The organism is Larkinella terrae, from assembly GCF_009668025.1.
Lineage (GTDB): Bacteria > Bacteroidota > Bacteroidia > Cytophagales > Spirosomataceae > Larkinella > Larkinella terrae.
On sequence record NZ_WJXZ01000002.1, the window covers coordinates 583178 to 608431 of the forward strand.

Annotated in this window: 21 protein-coding genes and 1 tRNA gene; 13 read left to right on the top strand and 9 right to left on the bottom strand. The window is 40.7% G+C overall.

Annotated features, from left to right (window positions below; all coding sequences use genetic code 11):
* Positions 1–56 precede the first annotated feature (56 nt).
* Both GJJ30_RS06380 and GJJ30_RS06385 read left to right on the top strand, forming a co-directional pair.
* Positions 57–767: a GAF domain-containing protein gene (locus GJJ30_RS06380; protein WP_154174307.1), complete on the top strand. Its 711-nt coding sequence runs from the start codon at positions 57–59 to the stop codon at positions 765–767.
* Between the two features lie 288 nt (positions 768–1055).
* Positions 1056–1451, top strand: coding sequence for a response regulator (locus GJJ30_RS06385; protein WP_154174308.1), 396 nt, complete (start codon positions 1056–1058; stop codon positions 1449–1451).
* 163 nt (positions 1452–1614) lie between these two features.
* Here GJJ30_RS06385 and GJJ30_RS06390 read toward each other — a convergent pair whose 3' ends face one another.
* Both GJJ30_RS06390 and GJJ30_RS32655 read right to left on the bottom strand, forming a co-directional pair.
* Positions 1615–3240, bottom strand: coding sequence for a two-component regulator propeller domain-containing protein (locus GJJ30_RS06390; RefSeq protein WP_154174309.1), 1626 nt, complete (start codon positions 3238–3240; stop codon positions 1615–1617).
* 398 nt (positions 3241–3638) lie between these two features.
* Positions 3639–3839 carry a tyrosine-type recombinase/integrase gene (locus tag GJJ30_RS32655; protein ID WP_369008981.1) on the bottom strand — a complete coding sequence of 67 codons (201 nt, stop codon included), beginning with the start codon at positions 3837–3839 and terminating at the stop codon, positions 3639–3641.
* A 1138-nt stretch (positions 3840–4977) separates the two neighbouring features.
* Between GJJ30_RS32655 and GJJ30_RS06400 the strand changes: the two genes are divergently transcribed.
* Together GJJ30_RS06400 and GJJ30_RS06405 are read left to right on the top strand one after the other, a co-directional pair.
* Entirely contained in the window at positions 4978–6573 is a 1596-nt protein-coding gene (locus GJJ30_RS06400; RefSeq protein WP_154174310.1) for a hypothetical protein, read from the top strand.
* 6 nt (positions 6574–6579) lie between these two features.
* Complete coding sequence (locus GJJ30_RS06405) at positions 6580–7521, top strand: M12 family metallopeptidase (protein WP_154174311.1); 942 nt, start codon at positions 6580–6582, stop codon at positions 7519–7521.
* Positions 7522–8376: 855 nt separating this feature from the next.
* Here the strand turns inward: GJJ30_RS06405 and GJJ30_RS06410 are convergent.
* The gene (locus tag GJJ30_RS06410; RefSeq protein ID WP_154174312.1) at positions 8377–9036 is read right to left on the bottom strand and encodes a helix-turn-helix domain-containing protein; all 660 of its coding nucleotides are present in this window, start codon (positions 9034–9036) and stop codon (positions 8377–8379) included.
* 138 nt (positions 9037–9174) lie between these two features.
* On the opposite strand from GJJ30_RS06410, the gene GJJ30_RS06415 reads away from it, so the two are divergent.
* From GJJ30_RS06415 to GJJ30_RS06435, 5 genes are all read left to right on the top strand, one after another.
* Positions 9175–9381 carry a hypothetical protein gene (locus GJJ30_RS06415; RefSeq protein WP_154174313.1) on the top strand — a complete coding sequence of 69 codons (207 nt, stop codon included), beginning with the start codon at positions 9175–9177 and terminating at the stop codon, positions 9379–9381.
* Between the two features lie 75 nt (positions 9382–9456).
* Positions 9457–10713, top strand: a complete 1257-nt coding sequence (locus tag GJJ30_RS06420) for a site-specific integrase (RefSeq protein WP_154174314.1) — start codon at positions 9457–9459, stop codon at positions 10711–10713.
* A gap of 69 nt (positions 10714–10782) precedes the next feature.
* Positions 10783–11976, top strand: a complete 1194-nt coding sequence (locus GJJ30_RS06425) for a VapE domain-containing protein (protein ID WP_154174315.1) — start codon at positions 10783–10785, stop codon at positions 11974–11976.
* 241 nt (positions 11977–12217) lie between these two features.
* Entirely contained in the window at positions 12218–13090 is an 873-nt protein-coding gene (locus tag GJJ30_RS06430; RefSeq protein ID WP_154174316.1) for a DUF8464 domain-containing protein, read from the top strand.
* A 130-nt stretch (positions 13091–13220) separates the two neighbouring features.
* Positions 13221–13475: a hypothetical protein gene (locus GJJ30_RS06435; RefSeq protein WP_154174317.1), complete on the top strand. Its 255-nt coding sequence runs from the start codon at positions 13221–13223 to the stop codon at positions 13473–13475.
* Between the two features lie 171 nt (positions 13476–13646).
* Here the strand turns inward: GJJ30_RS06435 and GJJ30_RS06440 are convergent, their stop codons facing one another.
* The 6 genes from GJJ30_RS06440 to GJJ30_RS06465 all read right to left on the bottom strand — a co-directional run bounded on the left by GJJ30_RS06440 (position 13647) and on the right by GJJ30_RS06465 (position 18614).
* Complete coding sequence (locus tag GJJ30_RS06440; protein ID WP_154174318.1) at positions 13647–15005, bottom strand: GmrSD restriction endonuclease domain-containing protein; 1359 nt, start codon at positions 15003–15005, stop codon at positions 13647–13649.
* A complete protein-coding gene (locus GJJ30_RS06445) occupies positions 14986–16035 on the bottom strand; it encodes a uracil-DNA glycosylase family protein (protein ID WP_154174319.1) in 1050 nt (349 codons plus the stop codon). The genes GJJ30_RS06440 and GJJ30_RS06445 overlap by 20 nt, the downstream gene beginning before the upstream one ends.
* Before the next feature lie 139 nt (positions 16036–16174).
* Positions 16175–16248 (bottom strand) — tRNA-Asn (locus GJJ30_RS06450).
* Between the two features lie 111 nt (positions 16249–16359).
* Positions 16360–16647 (bottom strand): hypothetical protein, encoded by a 288-nt coding sequence (locus GJJ30_RS06455; RefSeq protein WP_154174320.1) that lies wholly within the window; start codon positions 16645–16647, stop codon positions 16360–16362.
* Between the two features lie 63 nt (positions 16648–16710).
* Positions 16711–17331: a 16S rRNA (guanine(527)-N(7))-methyltransferase RsmG gene (gene rsmG, locus GJJ30_RS06460; RefSeq protein WP_154174321.1), complete on the bottom strand. Its 621-nt coding sequence runs from the start codon at positions 17329–17331 to the stop codon at positions 16711–16713.
* Between the two features lie 77 nt (positions 17332–17408).
* A complete protein-coding gene (locus GJJ30_RS06465; RefSeq protein ID WP_310588206.1) occupies positions 17409–18614 on the bottom strand; it encodes a glycosyltransferase in 1206 nt (401 codons plus the stop codon).
* A gap of 140 nt (positions 18615–18754) precedes the next feature.
* Between GJJ30_RS06465 and tgt the strand changes: the two genes are divergently transcribed.
* From tgt to GJJ30_RS06485, 4 genes are all read left to right on the top strand, one after another.
* Entirely contained in the window at positions 18755–19885 is a 1131-nt protein-coding gene (gene tgt / locus GJJ30_RS06470) for a tRNA guanosine(34) transglycosylase Tgt (RefSeq protein ID WP_154174323.1), read from the top strand.
* A 232-nt stretch (positions 19886–20117) separates the two neighbouring features.
* Positions 20118–21578 (top strand): OmpA family protein, encoded by a 1461-nt coding sequence (locus GJJ30_RS06475; RefSeq protein WP_170299144.1) that lies wholly within the window; start codon positions 20118–20120, stop codon positions 21576–21578.
* Between the two features lie 347 nt (positions 21579–21925).
* A complete protein-coding gene (locus GJJ30_RS06480) occupies positions 21926–24181 on the top strand; it encodes an SLBB domain-containing protein (RefSeq protein WP_310588199.1) in 2256 nt (751 codons plus the stop codon).
* Positions 24181–25254: a GNVR domain-containing protein gene (locus tag GJJ30_RS06485; RefSeq protein ID WP_154174324.1), complete on the top strand. Its 1074-nt coding sequence runs from the start codon at positions 24181–24183 to the stop codon at positions 25252–25254. Before GJJ30_RS06480 ends, GJJ30_RS06485 begins: the two co-directional genes overlap by 1 nt.

Genomic DNA, 25254 nt, shown 5'->3' on the forward strand with positions numbered 1-25254 from the left:
TATCAATAACCTTTCGTAACCGGAAGTATTCCAGTCAATTTTGATGACAACTTTTGATGAAAGAGGCAGCATTCCCCACCAATGAAGCAGAACGCTTACAGGCTTTAGCCGCTTATGACCTGATCGGTTCGTTGCCGGAGAAGGTTTACGAAGATATTACCCGGCTGGCCTGTGAAATATGCCGAACGCCCATTTCGCTGATTGGTTTAATGGAAAAAGACAATCAGTGGTTCAAGGCCAAACAGGGCATGAAAGGCGATGGAACGCCCCGGGAATATACGTTTTGTTCGCACGCCATGCTGAATCCGGATGATATTATGATTGTTCCGGACGCCCGCCAGGATGAGCGGTTCCACGACAATCCGTTTACGACCGGTGATCCCTACGTCGTATTTTACGCGGGTGTTTCGTTGGTTAATCCCGACGGCTATGCGCTCGGAACGCTCTGCGTCATTGACCGGCGTCCGCGGACCCTAACGGAAAATCAGATCAGCTCGCTGAAAGCGTTGGGCCGGTGGGTTGCGACCGAATTTGAGTTGAGAAAGACCAAAATGGCCCTGGAAAAAAAGCAGCAGAATCTGCAATACGCGCTTCATGAAAAACTGAAAATGAAACACGTTTTGCAAGCGGAGATGTCTCCGCACATCCAGGAAATCCTTCACAGCAGCGAAACCCTGCTCAACGATTCATCCCAGGCCGACCAGACCGGTGCGATTGCTGCCATCCGGCAAGCCGGTAATTCGTTACAAAAACTGCTGGGTAATTAAGGGAAGGTTGGTGAGCCTGTTACACTAATCAGGGCAATGGCAAGTGAGGCCTTTTACTGACGAACTGCTTTGGGAGGGTCGTTCTGTAGAAATTGCTTAACTTTCATGAACAGGTACATACGTCGCTGTTCTCATCGTCGCTCTTGATTGCATGGGGTAAGAAATCAGAACTATAAATCAAGTATGGTGTATTAAGCAGACTATGTAGCGAAGGAAAGGGACGCTTATTGAATTATTTTGTAATTAATTCACGTACTTCGTGACACCCTGATTAAAAGCGGTGAAGCGATGCAGAAAGAACCCAACATTTGGCTTGTTGACGATGATCCGGCCATCATCGATATTGTCAAACAGGCTTTTGAAAAACAACAGCTAAGTTGCCGGGTAAAGGGGTTTATTACTGTCCAGGCTATTATCGCGGCACTGGAGGATACGCCACATCCTACCTTGCTAATGATTGATTATTCCATGCCGTCCATGGACGGTTTGGAGTTAATTCAATGGATCAAGCTTAATCCGAAAACCCATTCTCTTAAAGTAATTCTGTTTAGTCAATTTCTTTCCAAACAACTGATTAATCAGGCTTTAACCATGGGTGTTTATGAAGTTACATCAAAACCGTTCAGCTTTTCCGAATGGTGTATTCTTGTTAAAGACCTGTGCCTGGCCGGCCATTTTGATTGACGCGCACAGGCAATTTCGTCCGCTCAGTCGTAACGAAATTGCAAATCCCGGACTTCTACAGCTAAAAACGGTAGTAGCGTTTACTTTGTACCAGCTTCATATTTATAGGAAATGGAGCCCACGTGAATGATTTTCCGGACTCCGTTTGGCTTTTCCACCGCTACTATTTTTTTGCTACGATTTTTATAAAGAGTTTCACGTCGTCCGAAATAGTTACATGACCAGACTTATCAAAGAGCTTTTCTGATCTATAAGCGCTAGCCCAATCTGTTCGATCAAGGATCAGCGCGCCATTCAACACCACAGTTCCGTCCATTCCGTCCTTAAAATGCATTTCGGCTGGAAAAGTAACAGCCTTCGTGACCCCTTCAATGGTCAGGTTCCCAGTAACTTCTATAATATTCCCGGCAACTTTTACATTTCCATCATCCCATGTTTCGACCTTCGTAATTGCAAATGCAGAAACAGGAAATTTTTTGACATCAAAAAATGCAGGGAATTTATTGTGTGGACCTTGATCATCAAATTTTTGCTCAATGGTATTCATGTCGACTTCAACGGCACCGCCCACAATATGACGGTTTTCGATCAGCAATTCTCCTTTTACTATATCGACGTCTCCTTTCCAGGAACCATCACTAACTAACGTAGAACCTTCCCATCCACCCAGTAGCATAGAACCTTTCCATATGAGCACACTTTGCTTCGTATCAATGATATATTTTTTTTGACCAGCTTTATTATAAAAGTCCGTAATGGTCTTTCCATCATACCGATACACACCGGTCGCATCTCCAAACCAAATACTTCCATCGTTCGCTTCCGAAAGACCCAAAAAAACATTCCCTGACTTAATTTCGGTTACAGTGGGCTTATCAGTATACAAGGACTTTGCATCATAACGGGAAACTGCCTGGACCACTGCATTTGCCGGATTCACTGCACCCGTAGTCCAGATGTTTCCTTTTTCATCCTGGATTATAGCATTAGCACCTCGCTCCGATACTTTCGTAAAGGTGCTGCCGTCATAGCGATAGAGGCCACCGGGTAAACGTCCTCCTTTAAAGCCATTGAAACCGCTGAGCCAAATAGTGCCTTTTTTATCTTCCAGAATAGCCGAAACGTGGAGAAAGGGTTCGCCTTGATGGGTTAACGTGGTAAATTTTTTGCCATCATACACAAAGGCGTCGCCCTTCGTGCCAACCCATAATTTCCCGGTTTTATCTTCAATAATTGTATTAATATCATTATTCAAATGCCCTTCTTTATAAAAAAGCGGGGCGTTTGGAGAGGTAAAATTTTGAAAAGATTTCCCGTCGTAACGGCTTACTCCACCTCCAGTGCCGAACCAAATATTGCCGGCTTTATCTTCATAGATAGACGTAACCTGATTATTGGCAAGACCCTCCCTGGTAGTGAAATGTTGAACGGATTTCCCGTTGTCATAAAAAACGCCTGAATCCGTTGAAGCGAACCATCTATTACCGCTTCGATCTTCCAGAACATCCCAGAATCGGTGCTGGCCTAGTTTACTGGTAAGATTCGTAAAAGATTGTTCTCCCGACCTGGAAGGGTCGTACCGGAAAACATCACCAAATGATGAGTTGTTCGGGCCAGCAATCAAAATGGTGCCATTGCGGCCTTGTTTTATATTACGAACCATTATGTTAGGCCCTATGTCTTTAATTTCGGACCTGATGGTATCTTTTGGGAGATTTGTTTGGGTTTGTCCACAGGAAGTGCAAAAAACAACCACCAATAAAGCAAAAACGTGTACGAGCTTCGTCATTTCTCTTTTTGTTTTCAAGGATTTCAACCACTGCGGTGGGCAGCAAAGCTAAAAGGTTCAATCCTGTCGTCTTTTAAGGACCGGTAAAAGAAGGTTAACGAAATGTAAAAATCACTTTTACTGACTGTTATGTATTTTGGCTCTTGTGAAGTTGGATACACTTTACAAAAATGTTGCCTACAGAACTGTCTTACGATATGCGCTTTTATTGAAACATTCAAAACGACAAGAAGTGTTATAAAATCTTGACTATCAGTGAGATATTTCGGTTGCTTATTGCCTCAAATTGTCATAAAAGGTGGTGGTTGTACCGTCATTAGTGAACGCATACAAATAGAATTTCAAAAAAAGCGCCTGGGCGTATTGATCAGGCGCTTTTATCTACGTTTAAGATTTAACTACACGAATCTTACGCCAGCCCGATCCATCTCCCGATTTTTTCCATAATGCCGTTCGGTCGTTGAAATGCTACAATGCCCCAAGACCTGCTGCACTACTTCCAGAGTGTAGCCCTTATTCAGAAAAAGTGGACCGGCGGTTTTACGGAGAATTTTAACGGTAACCCGGCCATTTTTATACCCTATCTGGCTCTCAAACACTTGCCAGAGCCGGTTAATGGTGCGGCATCAAGTCCTGGAACCTTACCATCCAACTCGTCCATAAAAATAAGATACATTGGATACCGCTCTCCTGCAAAGGAAGTGGGATTGATTGGGGCCTAGAAAAGAGAAAACCGCCCTTTCGTGGGGGCGGTTAACTGTCCTGATTTTAAGTAGGGCTCCCGAAGCTGGGAAGCAAATAACATTATAAAGTATTGATAATGAAATATTTAAATATTTGTTAATTACAGAGATATAGGAATAGACTACTTTTATATATAAGTGTATTCTTATTTAAATCGCAATATTCTTATAATCAAATAGTTATATGACAATTAGGTGAGCTTTTGTATTCGAATTTGAACTCTACTAAATCAATATTAAGTTCATTACATACTGAACAAATTCTTATAGTTGATATCATGTGTGTTGATGTAATAGATTAATAAAAAGTTTTACTGTTCAATATCACCTCTTTAAGAATGGTGAAATCGAAGCTATTTAATTCAATTGACCTCCTGTAAGAAAATGGCTGATAAGGTGATGAAATGCAAACTCATCAAGGACTTAACAGAAAATTCAAACCGCACTAAAAGGGCCTTAAAGCTGTATACCAAACGGTATGATGGGGAAAAATCCAGGTTTCAATCATAGTTGTATCTATGCTCCCATTAGTGTGTGTATTTAAAGTAGTACTTCAAAATTCACATGGTAATGGGGTGTGACTAATGTTAAAATTGGTTCAATACAATCATGGTGCTTTATTGCATTTGGCTGCCAAGTAGTTGAGCGTTTTTACTACCAGCGTTTACGTTTATATAAATCGATTTTACAGTCGCTACTTAATGAAATAAATTGGGTTAGAGGTCACTCATAATTTAAATGGTTAAGGTATGTCAGGTTCCACGATCAGACCATTCAGTGATATCAGAGGGTTAGAATTGGAGATAAGCACTGTTATGGTAGAAACGATTGGGTTGAACCTCGTCGGCTTTTTTGTGATAACAGGAATATTTCCAGATAATTACGGGAAATTTCCCGTATGAAGTAAAGAATAGAACATTTATATTTACTTTATTTTCATAAAAACGACATTTACATTTATAAATTCTCTTCCTCAAATTAAACAAATAAAAATATGAAACTATATTTATTTGTAATAATAACCCTATGTATTCTGAGTATAATACCAGCAAATGCACAGGATAATATTGTCTTTGAAAGACTAAATGGCATAAAGGTAGATGGACAATTATTTCTATTTATTAATACATCGACGCCAGATAAGCCAAGTTTAGACTTTCAACTGGAAAACTATGATATTTCAAAATCAAGTCACGCTTTAGATGGAAGGTTATTTAGAATAACTAGTAATATGGGAGAAATTACTCCATTTCTACAATTTTATAATCCATTAAAGTACAATTTTTCAACAAGCGTAAAAGAAGAGGATGACCCAATCGCAATTGCGATCCAGGAATTTAAGAATGCAATTCCAACTGATTTAGTAAATACGATACTCAGGCAATCATCACCAACAATATCTAATTCAAGTGTACCTTCAAAAGCATTTACAGAAAATTCATCTAAAGGAAATATTACTTCGGCACCTATTGCAAATATCAATAATTTTCCAAAAAGTATATTGTTGAACGAATGGATATTTAAATATAAGAGCTTAATATCTTCAAGGTTATCAAACGAGATCATTGGAAAAATAAATGATGATATCATTCCTATTATAGATAATATAGAGGATGTGGAAAGTGTTTTATATAATTCTGGAGACTTTTTAAGTGATCAATCTATTCAATTATATACTACAGAAAATGATTACTTTAAGTTTGAATTGGCTTTAGATTTAGCAAAAGCTAAGCATAAAGAAGTTGCAAGTTTGCTAACCGGTGTTAAAGCAAATTTAGGTGCAATTATTGATTTGTTAACAATTGATTTTAATACAGTACTTGCCCCAACAATTAATCGAAATCAAATAAAAGATTTTGAAGATTATTCTTCTGTATCTGCTACAATATTAAAGACAAGTACAGTTAGTGCAATAGAATTGCAAAATGATAGAATTAATAAATTAAAGAAAATTATAGATGATTTAGAAAAATTTAAAAAACAATTTGATATTAATATTGGCGGTATAAAATTTCAAAAACTGGAAAAAGTTAGCATAGAAAATTCAATTGATAAAATTAAAAATATATCATTTACTGTAAAGCCATTGGCGCAAGATGGGTCAGCATTAAGTGAAAAGAATGTTCATAAATCCCTTAGTCAATTTGTTGTTAATAGAAATAAAGTTCCATTTGTTACAACTTCACTAATTTATGCTGATCTGGATGTTGTTAGCTATAGTGTAACTCAAATTGGAGGCAAAAATATTATCATCCAAGATAAAAAGAATGTAGGAATAAAGCCAGCAGTTTTCCTTAATCTATTAGGCAAATTAGGTAAAGAATATAAAACACCTTTATATTGGTTCCCTCAAATTGGCATTGCCTCGACAAATAACAATATTGTAGTTCCAGTCGGTGTCGGTTGGTTTATTAAGGACATTTTTTCAATTTCAGCCGGAATTGTAAATGTGTTCAATCGTAGACTTGATGCGCTAAGTGTAGGATCAGAGGTTGCCGATGAGAAAGCATTTCAAAATGATCTAAAGACGGGCTGGAGTAGAGCAGGGTACATTTCTATTAACTTTTCCCCAGGTATTAAAAAGAAATAAAATATCATGAAAAAATTTGTTTATTTTGCGTTATTATCCTCGATAATATTTTCAAATCAATTGATTTCTTGTGTCAAAAAAGAGGATGATCAATCTGTAGCTAAATCAAAAGTGTTTAAAATTGATTCATTAAAGAAAGATTTAAACACTTATCGAGTTTGCATTGAAAGACTACCCAAAATTTCTAAATCTATTTCAGAAGCTTTTAGTGACTCATTTCCAATAATTAGTAATGTACAAGCGTATGTGTCTGACACAAATATTATTTCAGATGGCATAAGAATTGATACAATGATTCAAAATTTAAATGTTAGTCCTTATTTAGTTCATGGCCCATCGACTGCAAGGGTTGCAATCATTGATCCTTATAAGTGGAGAAAAAAAGTGCTAAATGTTCAATTTTTAGATGGCGATCTAGCAGTAATTAATAAAGTTATTGAAGTTGCCAAAACTTGGGAAAAATATTGTAGTATAAGGTTTAACTTTAGTCAAAACTTGGACCCAGACATTTCAATATCGTTTAAATATTCAGGCTCTTGGTCAGATATAGGAAGTTTTTCTAAGAATAATAGGCCTTCAATGAATCTAGGCTGGTTAACCGTTGATACGCCTAATGAAGAATATAATAGAGTAGTATTACATGAATTCGGGCATGCGCTTGGATTTATTCATGAACATCAAAATCCTAATAATAATCCCATTGAGTGGAATGAGCCTGAGGTTTATAGAATATATTCATCCTTTCCAAATAACTGGAAAATTAAAGAAATTTATGAGAACATTATTCTTCGATACGATCATAAATCAATTAATGGAACGGCATTTGATCCCAAATCTATTATGATATATGGTATCGAAAAAGAATTAACGAGTAATAATTTTTCAGTTGATTGGAATACCAAACTTTCTGAAAATGATATTTTATTTGTTAAAAAAGCTTATCCTTAACTCATTAATTAGATGTAAAGTTTATTTTTTGAGCAAGTTTTAATAGTTTTATATCTTCGACTATATCTTTATCTCATGGTCATAGTATGGATATGTCAAACTCGAAAGGAGTTAAGAATTTTTCATTAGCATTAATCATTGTCAATATTCTGTTATAGTTGACAATCCAAATCCTTTTCCATGTTCTATCACTGGTACTTATACATTCAGACATTTTATTAAATTTTTTATTAATTTTTAGCTTATATCTTCTTATAACTATTGTCTTTATAAAAATCAATGATCTTATTTATATCATCTTGTCTTTATTGAATAAGATGCCCAATCTATATTAGTTTATCTTTTACAAAATTTGCTTTTCTGTCGAATTTTCTGTTTTATTTACCGTATAATTAGGTTCATTTGAATCTAGTCCATTTCAAACTATTAATTTTATCTATTCAAAATTTTTATTAGACAATTTAAACGCTGATTTAATTTTATTGAAACCTATAAAATACCGTAAGGCTCCCTTCTATATCTTCTAATCTGTAATATAGATTCAGTTCTAGTTAATTTGTTTCTACCTATTATGAACTAAATATTCTAAAATTCTATTTTCTTTAACTTCTCTGCCTGATCTGTGAATAGCCTTTAGTATGAATAATGCCTTTTCTTATGATGTCATTATCAAGAAGGAATTAATAAGGTTACTTAATGTTATAGATTTATGATAATGTTTAACATTTTTAACTTCCTACTTCTAACTTCTTTGAAAAATCGATAATTTTTATTCTCCTCTTTCATTTTATTGACGATCTCTTAAAAATTTCATATTTTAGTTGCCATGCTATATATATGTTTAAAAATCCTAGTTTACTCTTCTTCTAAAAACTCAAAAACTCCATTAACCCACTTTTTTACTTCTGCAAAAACTTTCTTTTCTATTTGTTCTTTGCTTTTTCGATTATAGGCATCAATAAACCATTTTTCAGTTATAAATCCTGATGATGCTACAAAATTAGTGACCATATAATCAGTAGTGCCATATTTAAACATGTATTCGCCTATTTGCTTTAGTTCTTCTTCGGTAAGATTGAATTTAGTAAAGCCAAGTTCTTCATAGTCCTCAAATGTGATTTCTCTTAGGTTAAGCTCTTTAATTGCATGTAAAACAGCCAAAGTGAATTGTGTCACAAATTTATCTCTTGTCCATTCAATGAAAGTTTTATATAGCTTAATATTTCGCTTTTTATCTTTCAAAGCCTCTTCGGTCATTTTCAATTTTTCTTCTAGTCTTTGAAGTATTTCGGTTTGTTCACCTCTTAAATCGTCCGTTTGCGGCATACCGATGATTTCGTATACTGACACCTCTAAAGCTTCCGCAATTTCTTGAATCTGCTTAAGGGTCAAATTAACGTCTCTATTCTCTAGCCGTGCATAATTACTACGCTCAGTCCCCAATCGATTTGCAATATCGACTTGGGTCAATCCCTTCTTTTCACGTATTGAGCGTATGTTATTTGATACATCCATGTGGTTGATTTTTAGAACAATGCAAAAATACGTAAAATATTTTATACGATTATGTAAAAAATATTTGGAATTCGAATCCTAAATAGTGTAGATTTGTGACGTTAATATTTAGAATTAGCGTCACAAATTTTATACATCATGGGACAAACAGCAGTCAAAGGAGCTTTACAGGGCTACGAAAATAGAATTGGTGGTAGGTTCAAACCAGATTATCGCTTTTATCAAAAAGTTGGTATCAATCAAAAGCGATTTGGTCAATTGGTAAGAGGGGAGAAACCTATTATGGGCTTTGAAGCTCGCAATCTATCTAACTTTTTCGGAGTGCCCTTAGAAAGTCTCCTTTAAACAAAATGCCCGTTACCGTCTGCCAACGGTAACGGGCTTCATTTTTCAATCAACATCCTTAAAACATTGATTTCTATGGCAAAGGTAAAACATTTACCTGATTCTAATCAAAACGTCCGTATAAAGCGTCTGACGGTTCAACTGTATCAAAGAGGTTCAGCTATTTATGTAAAGCTACATTACAATGGGCGCAACTTGCCTTTTAGCACTGGTTTGAGATGTAGTCCCCGACAACTCGACGTTAAGTCATTTACTGTGCTTAATGACGAATCGGCCACAGCCTATTTACAAGCATTAAGGTCTGACTTTCAACGCGCCTTTACTGATTTCTTATTAACGAAACGAACTCCCGATTTAAGAGAAATAAAGAAGGTCGTTATAGACAAATCAGGAATTGAACCAGATAAACCAACGGCTATCGAATGCCTGGACAAATTCTACAAAGATGAATTTGAATCGCTGTCCGGTATTGATTTTGAGCGCAAAACGGTTGAAAAAAAGCGGTATTTGGTTGAACGCATCAAGCAATATATTCTCACCTACCGGCAAAATCCCTATTTGAAGCTTTCTGATCTAAAGGCAATTGACGCTCAGCAAGTTGTAACATTCTGCAAAAAGACTTACGGTCACGGCCATAACCACGCTGTATTACACGCCGAGTTTCTGAAGAGAACGCTCAACTATGCGATTGCAAATGAATGGTTAGAGAAAAACCCGTTTGCCTTTTTTCGTCCGAAAAGAGAACGGAAAGCCGTAATTGCCCTAAAGGAAAAAGACATTCATCGGCTACAGGAAAGGGTTTTCCATAGCCGGGAATACAATTATGTACGGGATGTTTTTCTATTCTGTTGTTATACCGGATTGGCTTATATCGATGTAAGCAGACTTAATTCTTCGCACCTACTCATTTTGCAAAATGGTGAACAACTGATCAAGATTAAACGAGGGAAAAACGATAATGACTGCATTATTCCCTTAGTGCCGCAAGCACTACAGATTTTGGATAAATACGGTGATCATGAAGAATGCCTTCTTCGTAAACGATTATTGCCTGTTTACGCGAATCAGGTTATGAATCGCATTCTAAAGGAGATACAAGCCGCTTGTAATATCACAGTTCGACTAACTACTCATGTAGCCCGTAAAACGTGCGCTTCTTATTACATCGCTAATGGTGTCCCGTTGACGAGTGTAGCGACTATGTTAGGCCATAAAAAAACCAGTACGACCGAGCTATACTATACCGAAAGAAGTGAAGAAGCGGTTATCCGGCATATGCGAGAGTATCAGGCACGTAAGGAGAATGAAGCTCCAAATCGCAAGGCGATGTAATCAAAAAAACCACCTCCTAAAAGGGGGTGGTTTTCAATATTAATCTTTGATAATTAATAAGACAAATTTATGAATTCTGATCAAAACAGCAAACAGAAGGCTGAAAGTCAGCCTATTATTTATCGAATTCGGAAGTATTTATTTGCGGAACATGATTACCGCGTTGATGTGGTTTCTAATCAATTAGAACGTAAGGCAAAGAAGGCTAAAGAATGGGAGCTAGTAAATTTGTGCGACGTTGAATTAGAACTATATGATTTTGGATTGAAAGGGTTTAAAGATGCCTTGAGAGCCTTATTTGGTTCGAAAACTATTCCAAAATATGACCCGTTCGAGGTCTATTTTCAGAGCTTACCAGCCTGGAATAATTCGTTACCGGATTATATCGAGGAATTAGCCAGCTATGTAAAAACAGAAGATAGCTTATGGTGGAAAGCAATGTTCAAAAAGTGGCTAGTTCGTTGTGTGGGTCAGGCAGTTGGCGCGATTGCCTTTAACAAACAATGCCTAACATTAGTCGGCAAACAGAACGATGGTAAAACTACTTTTTTAGATTTTCTAATTCCGTTCGCCTTAAAAAACTATGTCAAGAAAGGGTTTGATTTTGGCTCAAAAGAGGGCAAGTTTTCATTGGTGCAAAACTTCATGGTAAATCTGGATGAACTGGCTTCATTTGACAAAAAAGAACTCAATAATGAGTTTAAAACGGTCTTATCTGAAGGGATAGTAAAATACCGTCCACTCTTTCAAAATGTGGAAACTGCATTTCAGCGAAGAGCCAGTTTTGTAGCCAGTACGAACCAATACGAATTTCTAACCGATGAAACCGGTAACGTACGTTGGTTACCGTTCATTGTTAAAGAGATTCAGCATGATAATGGTGGTTCAAATGGGTATAGGGCTCAGGTAGATATTAATAAGGTTTGGTCACAAGCGTATGCCTTACTAAATGATCCTTCATATAAGCCAGACATGACCAATGAAGAAATTAAAACCTTGGAACTGTCTAACCGTAAATTCTTACGAACAACGACCGAAATGGAAATTATCAGTAAGTATTTCGAGCCAGCAGAAAAAGGAGATCAGGGAGCGGATTTTTACACGGCAGCAGACATCGAACAATCTTTACGGACAAAAGTAAGTCTCAAACTTTACCGGAATCAGATTGGTAAAGCACTTCAAATAATGGGATTTCCACAGGTTTCAAATTACAATACCCAAAAGAAGTACACTGAAAAAGGGTACTATGTCCATCAAAAGTAAAATATTACCTACTCGATTACTCGATGTTATATAATATACTCATTATCAAATAATAACACCCTTTAACAAAGAGTAAGTAATATCCTACTCGCTATTACTCAATACTCGAAAAAAGGCATAATTACGAGTAAAGAAGAAAATAGTGCTACTCGATATTCGAGTGTTAATTAGCTAATAATGAAGGAGGTAATGAAGTGAGTAGACGAGTAAGTAAGATTTCAGCCGCTAAAAGAAAAAAGACATGATTGATAAAAGCATCATCGAAGAATTAAAGAAAATTCCGATCACAGATTATCTCAATCAGATGGGGTGTCAGCCTGTAAGAAAGCAGGGTAAAGAGTTAGTTTACTATTCACCATGTAATCAGGAAGATTCACCATCTTTCATGGTTGACCCCGTTAAAAACGTTTTCCATGATTTTAGCGGAACGAGCGAAAAAGGCGATATAATCCGCTTGGTTCAATACTTACAAAATTGCTCGTTTAGTCAAGCCGTCCAAATCCTCAAAGGATTTACAGGATCAAACAATGCCATTCCTTTTTCTTTTAGCGGCCACAACCTAAATCAAGCAAATGATTCAAGTCTTGAAGTTATAAGCGTTCTGCCGATACAAAACAGGGCTTTATGGGCATATGTAGAGAGTCGTAAGATTTCGTATGAATTAGCCAGCCAGTATTTAAAAGAGGTGCATTACCGAGTGGATAATAAACGCTACTTCGCGATTGGCTTCCAGAACGACAAAGGCGGGTTTGAGTTTCGTAGCCGGTATTTTCAAGGAGGTACTGCACTAAAATGGTTCACCACTATTCCAGGTAAACCAACTGGAGCGATAAATGTCTTTGAGGGCTTCTTTGATTTTCTGACTTGCTGCCAGCATCATAATACAATCCGATTAAACAGCTCAACCATTGTATTGAATTCGCTTTCCTTTCTTCAAGAGACATTATCAATTCTAAAGCAGTACCAAGTAGTGAATACTTTTTTTGATAATGACAAAGCTGGAAAGCGAGCCATTGAAAAGCTTAGAGCTGAAGATTTGCAGGTTAACGATTGTTCATCTCTGTATGCTTCATTCAAGGATTATAATGAATACTACGTACAGAAGCACAATTAAAGCACTTTTAGACCGCTTTGCAGGCGCTTTTAGACCGCTTTACAGGCACTTTTCAAGTATATTTGAAGGTTGCAACACATCACTTAGAAACCATTAACGAACCATTAACAAGTTTATAACACGTACTAAAATGAAAAAAGAGAACATCATCCAAGACAAAAATGGTTTACGAAATTATGGATTCGAAAAAGTCCAGAAGAATAAACGAATCAATAACTATGATCCGGACTATGGCACAAGTTCTTATACCATAAAGGGGATGTTTTACAGGAAAAAATGTCTTTACTGTGAAAAAGATTTTGAAGCAAAACGAATTGATACTTCTTTTTGTTGTCAAGGATGCCAAAAAGCACATTTACGTTACCGAAAAAGGCTGCATACTTAATTTGAATTAAAAAATACAACCCAATATTTCATATACTATTACATAATAGTATATGAAATATTGGGTTGTAAACCTAGGAAAATAGTTTGATAATTGTTATATTATAGAGTTTCTCAATGGAGTGAAATTGCGATTATAGCTATAAAAAACGATAAAACTAATAGAATATGACTACTTGTTTGATCTATTATGATATCTACATAATAATCTGCCATTTTCGACTGTTGTTAAACCGTTTTCTGACCATTTTATTATATGATCGGCATCGAATTCTTTATAATCATGGAATAATTCCTTGCACCTTCCATTATCATCAACAAATTCACATTGATGTTTCGCTCTCTCCCATATAGCAATTTTTTGTTCAGTACTAAAGAATCTCTTAGCCCTTAATTTAGGTATGGCATTTGGAATTTTAACTAAAAAATAGCTTTTAAGTATTTCATTTCGTTGACTAATTCTATTCTGAGAGTATCCGGCATTACTTAATGCAGCTGTAAAATTTAAATATGGATATTTATCTTTATTTTGGACTCTTTCGTTTTCAAATTCAGCAAGTAATTGTGAAAAATCAACAGAATTTGGTAAATCAAAATCTTCATTTATCTCTTTCCAGGCTTTAAAAACAGATAGAATAAAAAAGGCAGATTTTAGTTGTGGTGATAGTATTTGCTTTTCTTTAATCTTCCTTGTAAAACTCTTCCTGAAATTTTCTAAAGTTTTATAAACTAGACTTTTATCATTTTCAGATAAATGTCTTGCTTTTTCTCTATACATACTTTCAAGACTAGTCCAATGTTTATCCTGATTAGGGTAAAATATTTCGTGGACAATTATATCACCAATATTCCTTAAGGCTTTTCTAGTGTTTTTCACATTTTTTGATAAAGCTTTAAAAAAAGCATTTTTTGGGGCTGAAATCCCACTCTCGTCTTCTTCATTTGGTGTTGAATAAGCAGTTAATTCTGTAATAAAATCACAAAGTTTGCCACCAAGTGCGGCTCTCACTTCTGTTTTAGTAAGGCTCTTACCGCCTTGTAACATTACAAAAATGTCCATTGCAGTTTCTTCTCCTATATTTTCATATTGAATGATACTAGGCTCATAGTCTTCAAAAATATCTTTTTCATGTACCGATAAAAGGCTATATCCATTTTCAACATCACCAGCTTTTAGCTTATACTTTTTCTTTCGTAATTCTTCTTTAACTTTTGGAAGATCAGGTATTGAAACGTTTCCATTATAGAATTCTTTAATTGCAGTTAATCTTTGCCTACCATCAATAGGAACTCTTATCCCATCACTTTTTTGCCAAAGAATAATAAGGCCAATTGGGTATCGCATCAAAATACTATATATTAATAAACCCATTTCATCTGGTGTCCAAACAACTTGCCTTTGCCAAGCAGGAACATCTTCATCTTCAACAGAAATCAATGATAACCTATCAGTTTCCCTGTTTGCATTTATCCTATGCATTAGGTTCTTTAAATTTCTAAATCCAGTACTTTTAGGCTCTAGTTGTATCATCTTGTGAATAATTTAATAAATTTTCAGATTGAGTCAAGTTGTTTCTCTGATGTTTTTTTAATGCTTTTATTATTTCTGTACCTAATTGGTTAGTTGTTTTTGGCCATGAATTTGTATTTAAGCTAATTTTAAGCTGCTCTTGTATTATTATTTTTCTCAAAAACGGCTTCACTTTTATATTTAATATATCACCATAAACATTGAACACCTTAATTGAATTTGAAATATTTTTAATTTCTTTTAAAGCAATTATTTCGTTATTTACTTTAATATTTACCTCTTGAATTACTTTAAAATTACTTGATGGATTTAGTATTGTATTTATATCGTTTTTTGAAAATAGATCTAATTTAACAATTGATTGACTTTCGAGATCGTAATTTAAGTACTTGGTATACCAAAATATTCTAAATTGATCGGCATTTCCATTTGGATTATCGTTCAACCATTCAATATAAGGAATCGAATTTGATATACCGGTTTTTGCCCTTGCTGATGGAGAATACAACTTTATTAGTCTATATTCCTTATCGCCCAAATTAAAGTTGAAAATAGCTTTCTCTCGCCAAGAACTGGTTGGTGGGATTCGAATATTTTTTCCATAATATTGTTTAATCCATTTTTTGAATAAAGACAATGTCCCGTTTTTTCCCGAAAAACTTGTTATATATATGTTTTCAATACTACTTTTTTCTAACCATCCTTTTAAAAATGGGTTTAAAGAAGTCCATATCATTTCATCATCAGTACTAAATTTTTGACCATTAGTTTTATAAACTATATCGGTTATGCTAAACTTATGATTCTTTAGGAATTGTTGGATTAATGCTAGGTTAGGCTTATTATTTGTAAAAAGTTGTTCTTGAGGGAATACTACTTTAAGTAGCTTCCAAAAATTGTATTTATTACCATAATAGAACTTCAGCTCTGCCTTATATGGCATGGGAGGATGAGTGCCAAGAATTAAATTAGTGGAATCTCTTTTAATTGGATACTTAGTTAACCATGGATGAGTTACAGAGTCTTCCATTTGTTCATATATTGCTTGCTAATTAATCTTTAAACAGCTTGAGCTTGATTGCTGTACTGCTGTAGCTTAGTGATTTGTTTCAAAAAGATAGACAAAAAATATAAAAAAAGCCCCAAATCAAGTGATTTGAGGCTTTTTGCTCCCGAAGCTGGGCTCGAACCAGCGACCCTCTGATTAACAGTCAGATGCTCTAACCGACTGAGCTATTCGGGAATGGTCGCCCACCGTGGTGGGTTATTGTGGGTGCAAAAGTAAGACTCCGGCGCAACTCCTGCAAGCATTTTCGCGAAAAATCCGCAAGAATTCTTTTCCGCTTCGACCCACTCAGCGGAGCGTTGGCACCCGTTCCAGAATTAACTGCTTGATCTGGCGGGCATCACCGCGCGTGAAATTCTTGATCACAATTTCAGGCCGGGCCCGCGGAATAATCCGGATCGTCGAAAAAAACATACCGTTGTCGATCTCTACGCCGGAAATATCGCCGTAGAACACAAAGTTGTCGGTGCCGCCAATCAGTCGGTTGACGCGAAACGTCACACCTTTATCGTTGAATTCGACTACGTCCCGGTTGATCGGGTCTTTAAAGCCGCTGGATTTGAAAATCTCTGCCATGTGCGTTTATCGAAATGTGGGAATTTTAAACGGAAAAGCGGTTTTCATCCGCCCAAACCGAAATCACTTGGGAATATAAATGACCTTTTTGGTTTCAAAAAATGGCTCGTCAAAATAATCGGATAATTCATAAGTCCGGTATTTGTCCTGAATCTCAGCCAGTTCTTCACTCATATCTCCACCTTTCAGGTACAAAACGCCGTTTCGGAGCTTATTGTTACCCGACTTGTGGATCTTGTACCGCACCCAACCCAGAAAAGGAGCCAGCCGCGTGACGGCCCGGCTGACCACGAAATCATAGGTCGTATTCAAATGTTCGACGCGTGCCTGTTCCGCCTTCACATTCGTCAGGCCCAGAGCCGAACTGATTTCGGTCACCACCTTGATTTTTTTGCCAATGCTGTCGACCAGGTGAAAATCCACCAGCGGAAACAGAATCGCCAGCGGAATACCCGGAAAACCGCCCCCCGTGCCCACATCCAGAATTTCGGTGCCCGGCACAAACTGAATGATTTTGGCAATTCCGAGCGAATGCAACACGTGTTTCTCGTACAGCGAGTCAATGTCCTGCCGCGAAATCACATTGATCTGGGCGTTCCAGTGACGATACAATTCATCCAAAGCCGCAAACTGCTCCAGTTGCCGCTTCGTCAGATCCGGGAAATATTTTTTAATCAGATCCAAAACTTCCTTAATTATGAACGATGAATGATAGACGATGCACTACAAAAGTTCATCGTCAATCATTCATCATTAAAATTTTATTTCCACGTCATTCGACGGTTTTTGTTACGCGGTTTCAAGGTAATAAAACCCATGATCGCGTAATAAACGCCCATCGCCAAATCCAAAACCGGGATGGTCAGCCAACTGACGGTGCGGCCGAGCCGGTAACTGATTCGCCCGACAATGACCCAGAAAGCCAGCAGCCGGAACAGAAATAAACCGGTAGCGATTACCAAAAGCTGACCCTCGGCCTGGCTCATCAGTGCAGAAAAACCGGTAGCCACGCCCCGAATCAACGTAACCAGGCTGACCACTGGACCCGTCAACCAGCTTAAAACGTGCGTTAACGATAAAAGGCCCAGCCAGATTTTGTTGCGCGTTTTGTAATATTTTCCGACCGACGAATGCCGCTGCTTCTGGTGCCACCATTCGGCAAATGTCTCTTTCGGTTTTGAGTACGTAAAGGTAGCCGGATGCAGACTAATTGCAACGTTTCGCGAGGTGGCCACTTCGTTGATAAACAAATCGTCGTCGCCCCCCAAAACGCGAATGTGCGAATAAAACCCCTTGTTTTCCAGAAATAATTTTCGGCGATACATCAGATTGCGCCCAACGCCCATATATGGAAAACCGGCCAGCGCCAGTGAAAAATACTGAACCGCAGTATATAAGGTTTCATACCTGATCAGGCGGTTGAGCCAGCGATTCCTTTTCCGGCGCTTATAAGGTCCAAATCCCAGTACGATCTGTTTTTCGGGATTTTTCAATTTCGCCACCATGCCAGCCAGCCAGTAATCTCCGGTGGGTTGGCAGTCGGCATCGGTGAGCAGAATGCAATCGTAGGCGGCATTGCGGATGCCGGTGGTTAAGGCGTATTTTTTGGGCGTCACGTGGTCGTGTTCCCGATCGATGCGGATAAACCGCAGGCGCTCGTATTGGGCGGCCGATTGCTCCAGAAACTCCCGGGTTCCGTCGCTGGACCGGTCGTCCATGATCAATATTTCAAAAACCGGGTAAACCTGGTCGTTGAGCGCAGGCAGCAGGGTCTGCAGATTATCCAGCTCATTCCACGCACAAACAATGATGCTCACCGGCGGGCTTGTATGCGGTTTTCCGGCGGATTGCTTCAGCTGAATGGCCTCGTCCGACAACCAGCTTTCATCGGGATCGGAATACAGAGCCGTTCGGGAAAAAATACCAAGAATATAAAAAAGTTGTATGGAGACCGACAAAAGGCACACAACCAATACTATATATATCACGTAATGAAGGAAGATTGTGCTGACAGAACGGTTTTGAATAAGACGGCAAATATACAGATTTTGATTTTCGCCGTAGGACTTTCGACCTTTGCACCTGAAAAGATCGTAAATCAGACTTCATGCAATTTACCATACAGGCGACTGACCCCCAATCGAAGGCGCGTGCGGGACTCATCACGACCGACCACGGTTTGATTGAAACGCCCATTTTTATGCCCGTCGGAACGGCCGGAACGGTCAAGGCGGTTCACCAGCGCGAATTAGTAGCGGATGTTAAAGCGGAAATTATCCTGGGGAATACCTACCACCTATACTTACGTCCGGGCCTGGAAACCCTGGAGAAAGCGGGCGGTTTGCACCGGTTTAACGGCTGGGAACGGCCCATTCTGACCGACAGCGGAGGATACCAGGTTTATTCGTTGTCGAATACCCGTAAAATAAAGGAAGAAGGCGTCACTTTTAAATCCCACATCGACGGCTCAAAACACATCTTCACCCCGGAGGGGGTCATGGATATTCAGCGGACCATCGGCGCCGACATCATCATGGCCTTCGACGAATGTACGCCGTATCCGTGCGAATACGGGTACGCCCGCACCTCGATGGAAATGACCCACCGCTGGCTGAGCCGCTGCATCGAGCGGTTTGACAACACGGAAAACAAATACGGTTATCAGCAGACGTTATTTCCTATCGTTCAGGGAAGTACGTACAGGGACCTCCGGCAGCAGTCGGCCGAATTTGTGGCCCGGCAAGGGCGGGACGGGAACGCCATTGGGGGCCTGGCGGTGGGCGAACCGGCGGAAGAAATGTACGAAATGATCGAGCTCGTCAATGCTATTCTGCCGTCTGACAAACCCCGTTACCTGATGGGTGTCGGGACGCCCGAGAATATCCTCGAAGCCATTGCGCTGGGCATCGATATGTTCGATTGCGTGATGCCAACGCGAAACGCCCGGCATGGTGTGCTCTATACGACGCAGGGGATCATCATGATCAAGAACGAAAAATGGAAAAACGATTTTAGTCCGATCGATGAAGAACTGGGCGGTTATGTTGGTCTATGTTACTCAAAAGCGTATTTAAGGCACTTAATTAAGTCCGAAGAAATTTTAGGCGCACAAATTGCCAGTCTGCAAAACCTTACCTTTTATTTATGGTTAGTGAAACAAGCCCGGCAGCAGATCAATACCGGAAATTTTTTCCAATGGAAGACATATATGACAAAAAAACTGATGCAACGTCTTTGATGGTAGACAAATCCTGTTTTTCTTGTGTCGGAAAAACTAATGAACGTGAATTGAACAAAGTGAACGGCAAGTTGTTTGTAAACTACCTATGTCTTGTTTGTAAACTAGACGAAAATCTATAGTTTTGCGGCAAAGCGTTGAAAGTTGCATAAAACGACCGGCTAAACTAACCGATACAAGTTGTTTCACCACATCAATGGTTTATTAACTGTCAAACAATAACCTGATAAGTATGAAAAAAGTATCCCTGTTCGTAAGGGCAATGGGACTGGCTCTTCTGGCAGCGACAGGTGCCAGTGCCCAGTATAACCCGAAAGCCTCGTATGAAGGTCCTGCCAAACTGAACACCTGGTCAGTTTCGGTCATGGGCGGACCCACTCAATTCTTCGGAGACCTGAGGGAATATGACTTCTACCCGGTTTCAAAAACCAACTCCGATAGCTACAACGAACGTAAGTCGGCGTTCTTTGGCGTGGCCGTTGGTAAACAATTGTCACACCTGTTTGGCCTCCAGCTGGATGGCCAGTTCGGTAATTTGGTTGGTATGAAACGCCGGCTTTATTATTCTTATTTTCGATCCAATTTCATTCAAACCGATTTGACGGGAAGTGTCAACCTGAAAAGTCTGTTTTTTGGTATCAATAAAATGAAACGCTGGAAGATTGATGCCTACACCGGTTTGGGTGTGGTATTTTTCAAATCGACCGCGTATGAATTAGGAACCGGACGCGTTCGTCGCTGGACCAAAACCAACAACGGCGACGGTATTCTGCGTGACGCCAAATACGAAAAAGACTGGGCTATTCCGGTCGGTCTGGCGGTTAACTACGAAGTTAGCGCGCGTTTCGACGTTGGTCTGGATTTCCGTCTGACCAATGTCAACACCGACCGTCTCGATGCTACCATCGGTGGTAATAGCTCCAGCTACTTCGATGGCTATGGCACTCGTGGTCAATTCGATAACCCATTTGAGCGCAAAGGCGAATCGAATCTGGACAAACTGGGCTACGCAGCGGTTTCGGTTACGTACAAACTGGGCAAAAACGCCATCAAAGTTCAGAAGGTGAACGGTAAATACGAGTACGATACGACCAAAGGAACGTATCACCTCCGCTGGACTGATCCCCGCAACCTGATCAAACCGCCGGTCATCCTGACGCTGGAACAAATCGACTCCGTTGCGAAAGCAAACCGTCCGAAAGACATCGATCCGAGATTGTTGATGGATACGGATAATGACGGTGTATCTGATTACTTCGACCGTCAGCCCAACACTCCGGCTGGTAGCATTGTTTCCGGTGCGGGTGAAGCCATCGACTTCGATAAATACGTGAGTGCAGCTCTGCCGGGTATTGCCTGCGCCGAGATCCTGACGAACGTAGCCTTCGATACCGATAAAAACATCATCAAGCCGCAGTACTACGACATGCTGAACAAAGTGGTTGAATTGCTGAACAAAACGCAATGCCGCCTGCAACTGTCGGGTCATGCTGACCGTCGTGCTTCGGATCGCTACAACATCGCGCTGTCACGCCGTCGGGTTGAAGCTGTCAAGAACTACCTGGTTAAACAAGGTCTGAATGATCCTAACCGGATTATTATCGACTACTTCGGTTCATTCAAACCAATCGGTGACAACTCCCGCGCTGGTCTGACGAAAAACCGTCGTGTTGAATTGAAACTGGTGCCCTGATAGGACACAAATAAATTAGAATAAAAAAGCCCCGAAGGTGTAACCTTTCGGGGCTTTTTGCGTCTCAATGGTACTGGCCTGGAAACCGGGGAAAGGGCAGATCAGCGATAAAAGATCGATTTTTCTGGTGAAAGATGATCCGGAATAAAGCTCATCTTCCAGTATGAACCATCTTATTATCAGACTGCTGGCTCCCTGTTTTCGTTGTTTGGCTCTACATTTTACCTAACTCAATTACTCACAGCGTGTTCATTTTCGGTACGAAAGACCGTAACAGGTTCAGGCACATCGGCCTGTTGTTTTTTTTTACTTTATCGTATATCGGTACACCCGCCTATTCTCAGAAAGTGAGCGACCTGACAGATGAGCAGGTTCGCCAGTTTGTTCAGCAGGCTAAATCCAGCGGGATGTCCGAAACCCAGATTGAACAACTGGCCCTGTCGAGGGGGTTTACCGCTGACGATGTCAAAAAAATGAGAGAACGGATTGCGGCTTTGAATACGCCCGCAGAAACCGGCGCAACCATCAACTCTCCTTCGGTAAGCCGTGAACAAAACGATCAGAACAAGCTCAGCACCGCCCCGCCCGTGGCTGCCCGCTCCGAAACCGCCGAAGCGGAATTACCGGTTTTTGGCGCCAGTCTGTTTTCGTCCAGCAATCTGACTTTTGAACCCAATCTGCGCATTCCTACCCCCAAGAATTACCAGATTGGGCCAGAAGATGAGCTGATTATCGACGTATACGGGAACGCCCAGCAGAATTATCGTACCAAAGTGAGTCCCGAAGGGGCCATTCGATTGGAAAATCTGAGCCCGATTTACGTCAACGGGCTGACCATCGAACAGGCCGAACAACGAATTATCGGGCGGCTGCGCCAGTTGTATTCCGGTTTGAACACGGCGTCGAGCGGTATTTTTGCGACCATTACGCTGGGCAGTATTCGCAGTATTAAAGTGACGCTGATTGGGCAGGTGGTGAAGCCCGGAACCTACACGCTTTCGTCATTATCGACGGTTTTCAACGCGCTTTACGTTGGGGGAGGGCCCGATCCGGACCGGGGTTCCTTTCGGGATGTGCGCGTTTATCGCAGTAACCGGCTGATTCGGACGCTGGATATTTACGATTTTTTGCTGCGAGCTGATCAGAAAGATAATATCCGGCTTCAGGATCAGGACATTGTGTTCGTCAACCATTACGACACCCGGATTGAACTGACCGGCGAAGTCAAACAGGCGGCCATTTATGAAGTTCAGAAAGGCGAATCGTTGAAAAATGTGCTGGCATTTGCCGGCGGTTTTACCGACAAGGCGTATACGGCTTCGCTGACCCAGCGCCGGAATACGCCCAAAGAACTACAAATCGTAACGGTTCCGTCGACCGACATTCCGACTTTTATTCCGCACCGTGGGGATCATTATTCGGTGGGTGCCATTATTGACCGTTACGAAAACCGGGTGACCATCAAGGGGGCGGTTTTTCGCCCCGGTATGTATGATTTGAAGAAAAGCCCGACCCTGCGGCAACTCATCTCGAGCGCGGAGGGCCTGCGCGAAGACGCTTTTCTGAACCGGGCCACAATCCGCCGGTTGCGCGAGAACCTGGATCCGCAGCTTCTTTCCGTTGATTTGGGTAAACTGATGCGCAACGAAATCGAAGACATCAGCCTGCAGCGGGAAGATATTGTTTCTGTTATGGCTTACGATGATTTGCGCGAACGCCGAACCGTGAGTATCCAGGGAGCCGTCAACAAACCGGGGACATTTGAATATGCCGACAGCCTGAGTGTGGCCAGCCTGATTGTCCTGGCGGGCGGTTTTTCGGATGGCGCTACGGCTTCGCGCATCGAAATTGCCCGCCGGGTCCGGAACGACACCACGGATTTGCTGAATGATCAGAATGTCCGGCTTTTTCAATTCAACCTGAATGAGCAATTACGACTCAACGAAACCGAAGCTCGGTTTATGTTAAAGCCGTTTGATAAAGTATATGTGCGTACCTCGCCCCGGTATGAGTCGCAGAAATCCGTTGTGATAACCGGGGAAGTCCCTTATCCGGGCAGTTATCCCATTCGTGACAAGTCGGAACGAATCACCGAGCTGATCGCCCGCGCCGGGGGCTTGCGTCCGGGCGCTTACCTGAAAGCAAGCCGGTTTATTCGAAATGGCGAACTGGTTTCGGTGGACATCAATGAGATTATGACAAAGCCTTCGGATAGCGGTAATCTGCTGTTGCTGGAAGGCGACTCGATTCATATTCCCCGAAAAACGGAACTTGTGAAAATTCGGGGAGAAGTTCTGAATCCGTCGGTTGTGGATTTTAACCGGGGCAAATCCCTGAAATCATACCTCAACGAATCGGGCGGTTTTACATCGAAAGCGTTCCGTCGAAAAACATACGTCGTCTACGCGAATGGCAAAATAAACCGTACCAAAGGGTTTCTGGGTATTCGAAATTATCCTAATCCGGAACCCGGAATGGAAGTCGTGATACCACCAAAACCGCCCCGGTCGGATAGTAAGCTGTCTGCTCCCGAGCGGGTGGCCATTATGACGGGGATCACTTCGCTGGCGGCCGTAGTATTGACAATTATCCGGTTGTTTTGATGAAAAAGTGGATAACTTTGTCGCCTAAAGATGCCGCCAGCGTCCGGCCACCGGCGCAACTGGATCCGCAATGGGCTTTGTTACTCCTGTGGCGTCAGAAAGGCAATGTGCTGAAAATGGCCTTTCTGTTTGCGGTTGTTGGGGTTGTGGTTGCGTTGCTAAGCCCGTTCGAATACATATCGGAGGTGCGGGTGATGCCGGAATTACAGGCGCGCTCAGCCCTGAACCTGAAACGATTTGGCGCTTTGGCGGAACTGGCCGGTATCAATCTGGAAGGAGTCAGTAATACGGAAGCTATACGCCCGGATTTATACCCGGATGTGCTGAAAAGCACACCGTTTATGTTGTACCTGCTCAACCAGCCAGTTACGACGGTTGAAAAACGGAAGTTTCCTACTCTGGCGGCTTTCCTGACCGAGGGTTCTTTTTCGTTGATTGACCGCGTTTTTGGCAAAAAAACGCTCAGTGTTCCCCCGGCGCTCGGAGATCGTCAGGCGTTACACCTGACCCGTGATCAGGAGGAACTGGTTAAGAATACGAAGGAGCGGATTTTGTCGGATTTGGATAAACAATCCGGCGTCATTATCATTAGAGTAAAAATGCCCGATGCGGAGGTCGCGGCTCAGGTCGGTCAGTTAGCCATTGATTATCTGACCCGCTACGTAATCAGTTACCGGACCGAAAAAACACGGGAAGATCTGAAGTTTCTGTCTGAGCGGTTTCGGGAAGCAAAACAGCGGTACGATCGGGCGATGATCAACCTGTCGACTTACAAGGATCAGCACCGGTACATGGTGACGCAGGTCGGGACGATCGAAGAGCGACGTTTGCAGGCGGATTTCGAACTGGCCCAGGGTTTATACGGCAATATTACCCAGCAGTATGAACAGACCCGGATTAAAATACAGGAAGAAACCCCGATTTTGAAAATACTGGAACCACCGCAGGTTCCGACCAAACGCAGTGAACCACGGCGATCCATCCTCGTGGTCCTGTATACCTTTATCGGTGGCCTTGTTGGTATCGGGCTGGTACTGATGAGACACATAGAGTGGCTGCCAAAGCCAGTATGA

What these genes read in the sequence shown, in the direction of transcription:
- GJJ30_RS06380 (WP_154174307.1), top strand. Translation starts at nt 57, where the DNA reads ATGAAAGAGGCAGCATTCCCCACCAATGAAGCAGAACGCTTACAGGCT.
- GJJ30_RS06385 (WP_154174308.1), top strand. Translation starts at nt 1,056, where the DNA reads ATGCAGAAAGAACCCAACATTTGGCTTGTTGACGATGATCCGGCCATC.
- GJJ30_RS06390 (WP_154174309.1), bottom strand. Translation starts at nt 3,240, where the DNA reads ATGACGAAGCTCGTACACGTTTTTGCTTTATTGGTGGTTGTTTTTTGC.
- GJJ30_RS06400 (WP_154174310.1), top strand. Translation starts at nt 4,978, where the DNA reads ATGAAACTATATTTATTTGTAATAATAACCCTATGTATTCTGAGTATA.
- GJJ30_RS06405 (WP_154174311.1), top strand. Translation starts at nt 6,580, where the DNA reads ATGAAAAAATTTGTTTATTTTGCGTTATTATCCTCGATAATATTTTCA.
- GJJ30_RS06410 (WP_154174312.1), bottom strand. Translation starts at nt 9,036, where the DNA reads ATGGATGTATCAAATAACATACGCTCAATACGTGAAAAGAAGGGATTG.
- GJJ30_RS06415 (WP_154174313.1), top strand. Translation starts at nt 9,175, where the DNA reads ATGGGACAAACAGCAGTCAAAGGAGCTTTACAGGGCTACGAAAATAGA.
- GJJ30_RS06420 (WP_154174314.1), top strand. Translation starts at nt 9,457, where the DNA reads ATGGCAAAGGTAAAACATTTACCTGATTCTAATCAAAACGTCCGTATA.
- GJJ30_RS06425 (WP_154174315.1), top strand. Translation starts at nt 10,783, where the DNA reads ATGAATTCTGATCAAAACAGCAAACAGAAGGCTGAAAGTCAGCCTATT.
- GJJ30_RS06430 (WP_154174316.1), top strand. Translation starts at nt 12,218, where the DNA reads ATGATTGATAAAAGCATCATCGAAGAATTAAAGAAAATTCCGATCACA.
- GJJ30_RS06435 (WP_154174317.1), top strand. Translation starts at nt 13,221, where the DNA reads ATGAAAAAAGAGAACATCATCCAAGACAAAAATGGTTTACGAAATTAT.
- GJJ30_RS06440 (WP_154174318.1), bottom strand. Translation starts at nt 15,005, where the DNA reads ATGATACAACTAGAGCCTAAAAGTACTGGATTTAGAAATTTAAAGAAC.
- GJJ30_RS06445 (WP_154174319.1), bottom strand. Translation starts at nt 16,035, where the DNA reads ATGGAAGACTCTGTAACTCATCCATGGTTAACTAAGTATCCAATTAAA.
- GJJ30_RS06455 (WP_154174320.1), bottom strand. Translation starts at nt 16,647, where the DNA reads ATGGCAGAGATTTTCAAATCCAGCGGCTTTAAAGACCCGATCAACCGG.
- tgt (WP_154174323.1), top strand. Translation starts at nt 18,755, where the DNA reads ATGCAATTTACCATACAGGCGACTGACCCCCAATCGAAGGCGCGTGCG.
- GJJ30_RS06475 (WP_170299144.1), top strand. Translation starts at nt 20,118, where the DNA reads ATGAAAAAAGTATCCCTGTTCGTAAGGGCAATGGGACTGGCTCTTCTG.
- GJJ30_RS06485 (WP_154174324.1), top strand. Translation starts at nt 24,181, where the DNA reads ATGAAAAAGTGGATAACTTTGTCGCCTAAAGATGCCGCCAGCGTCCGG.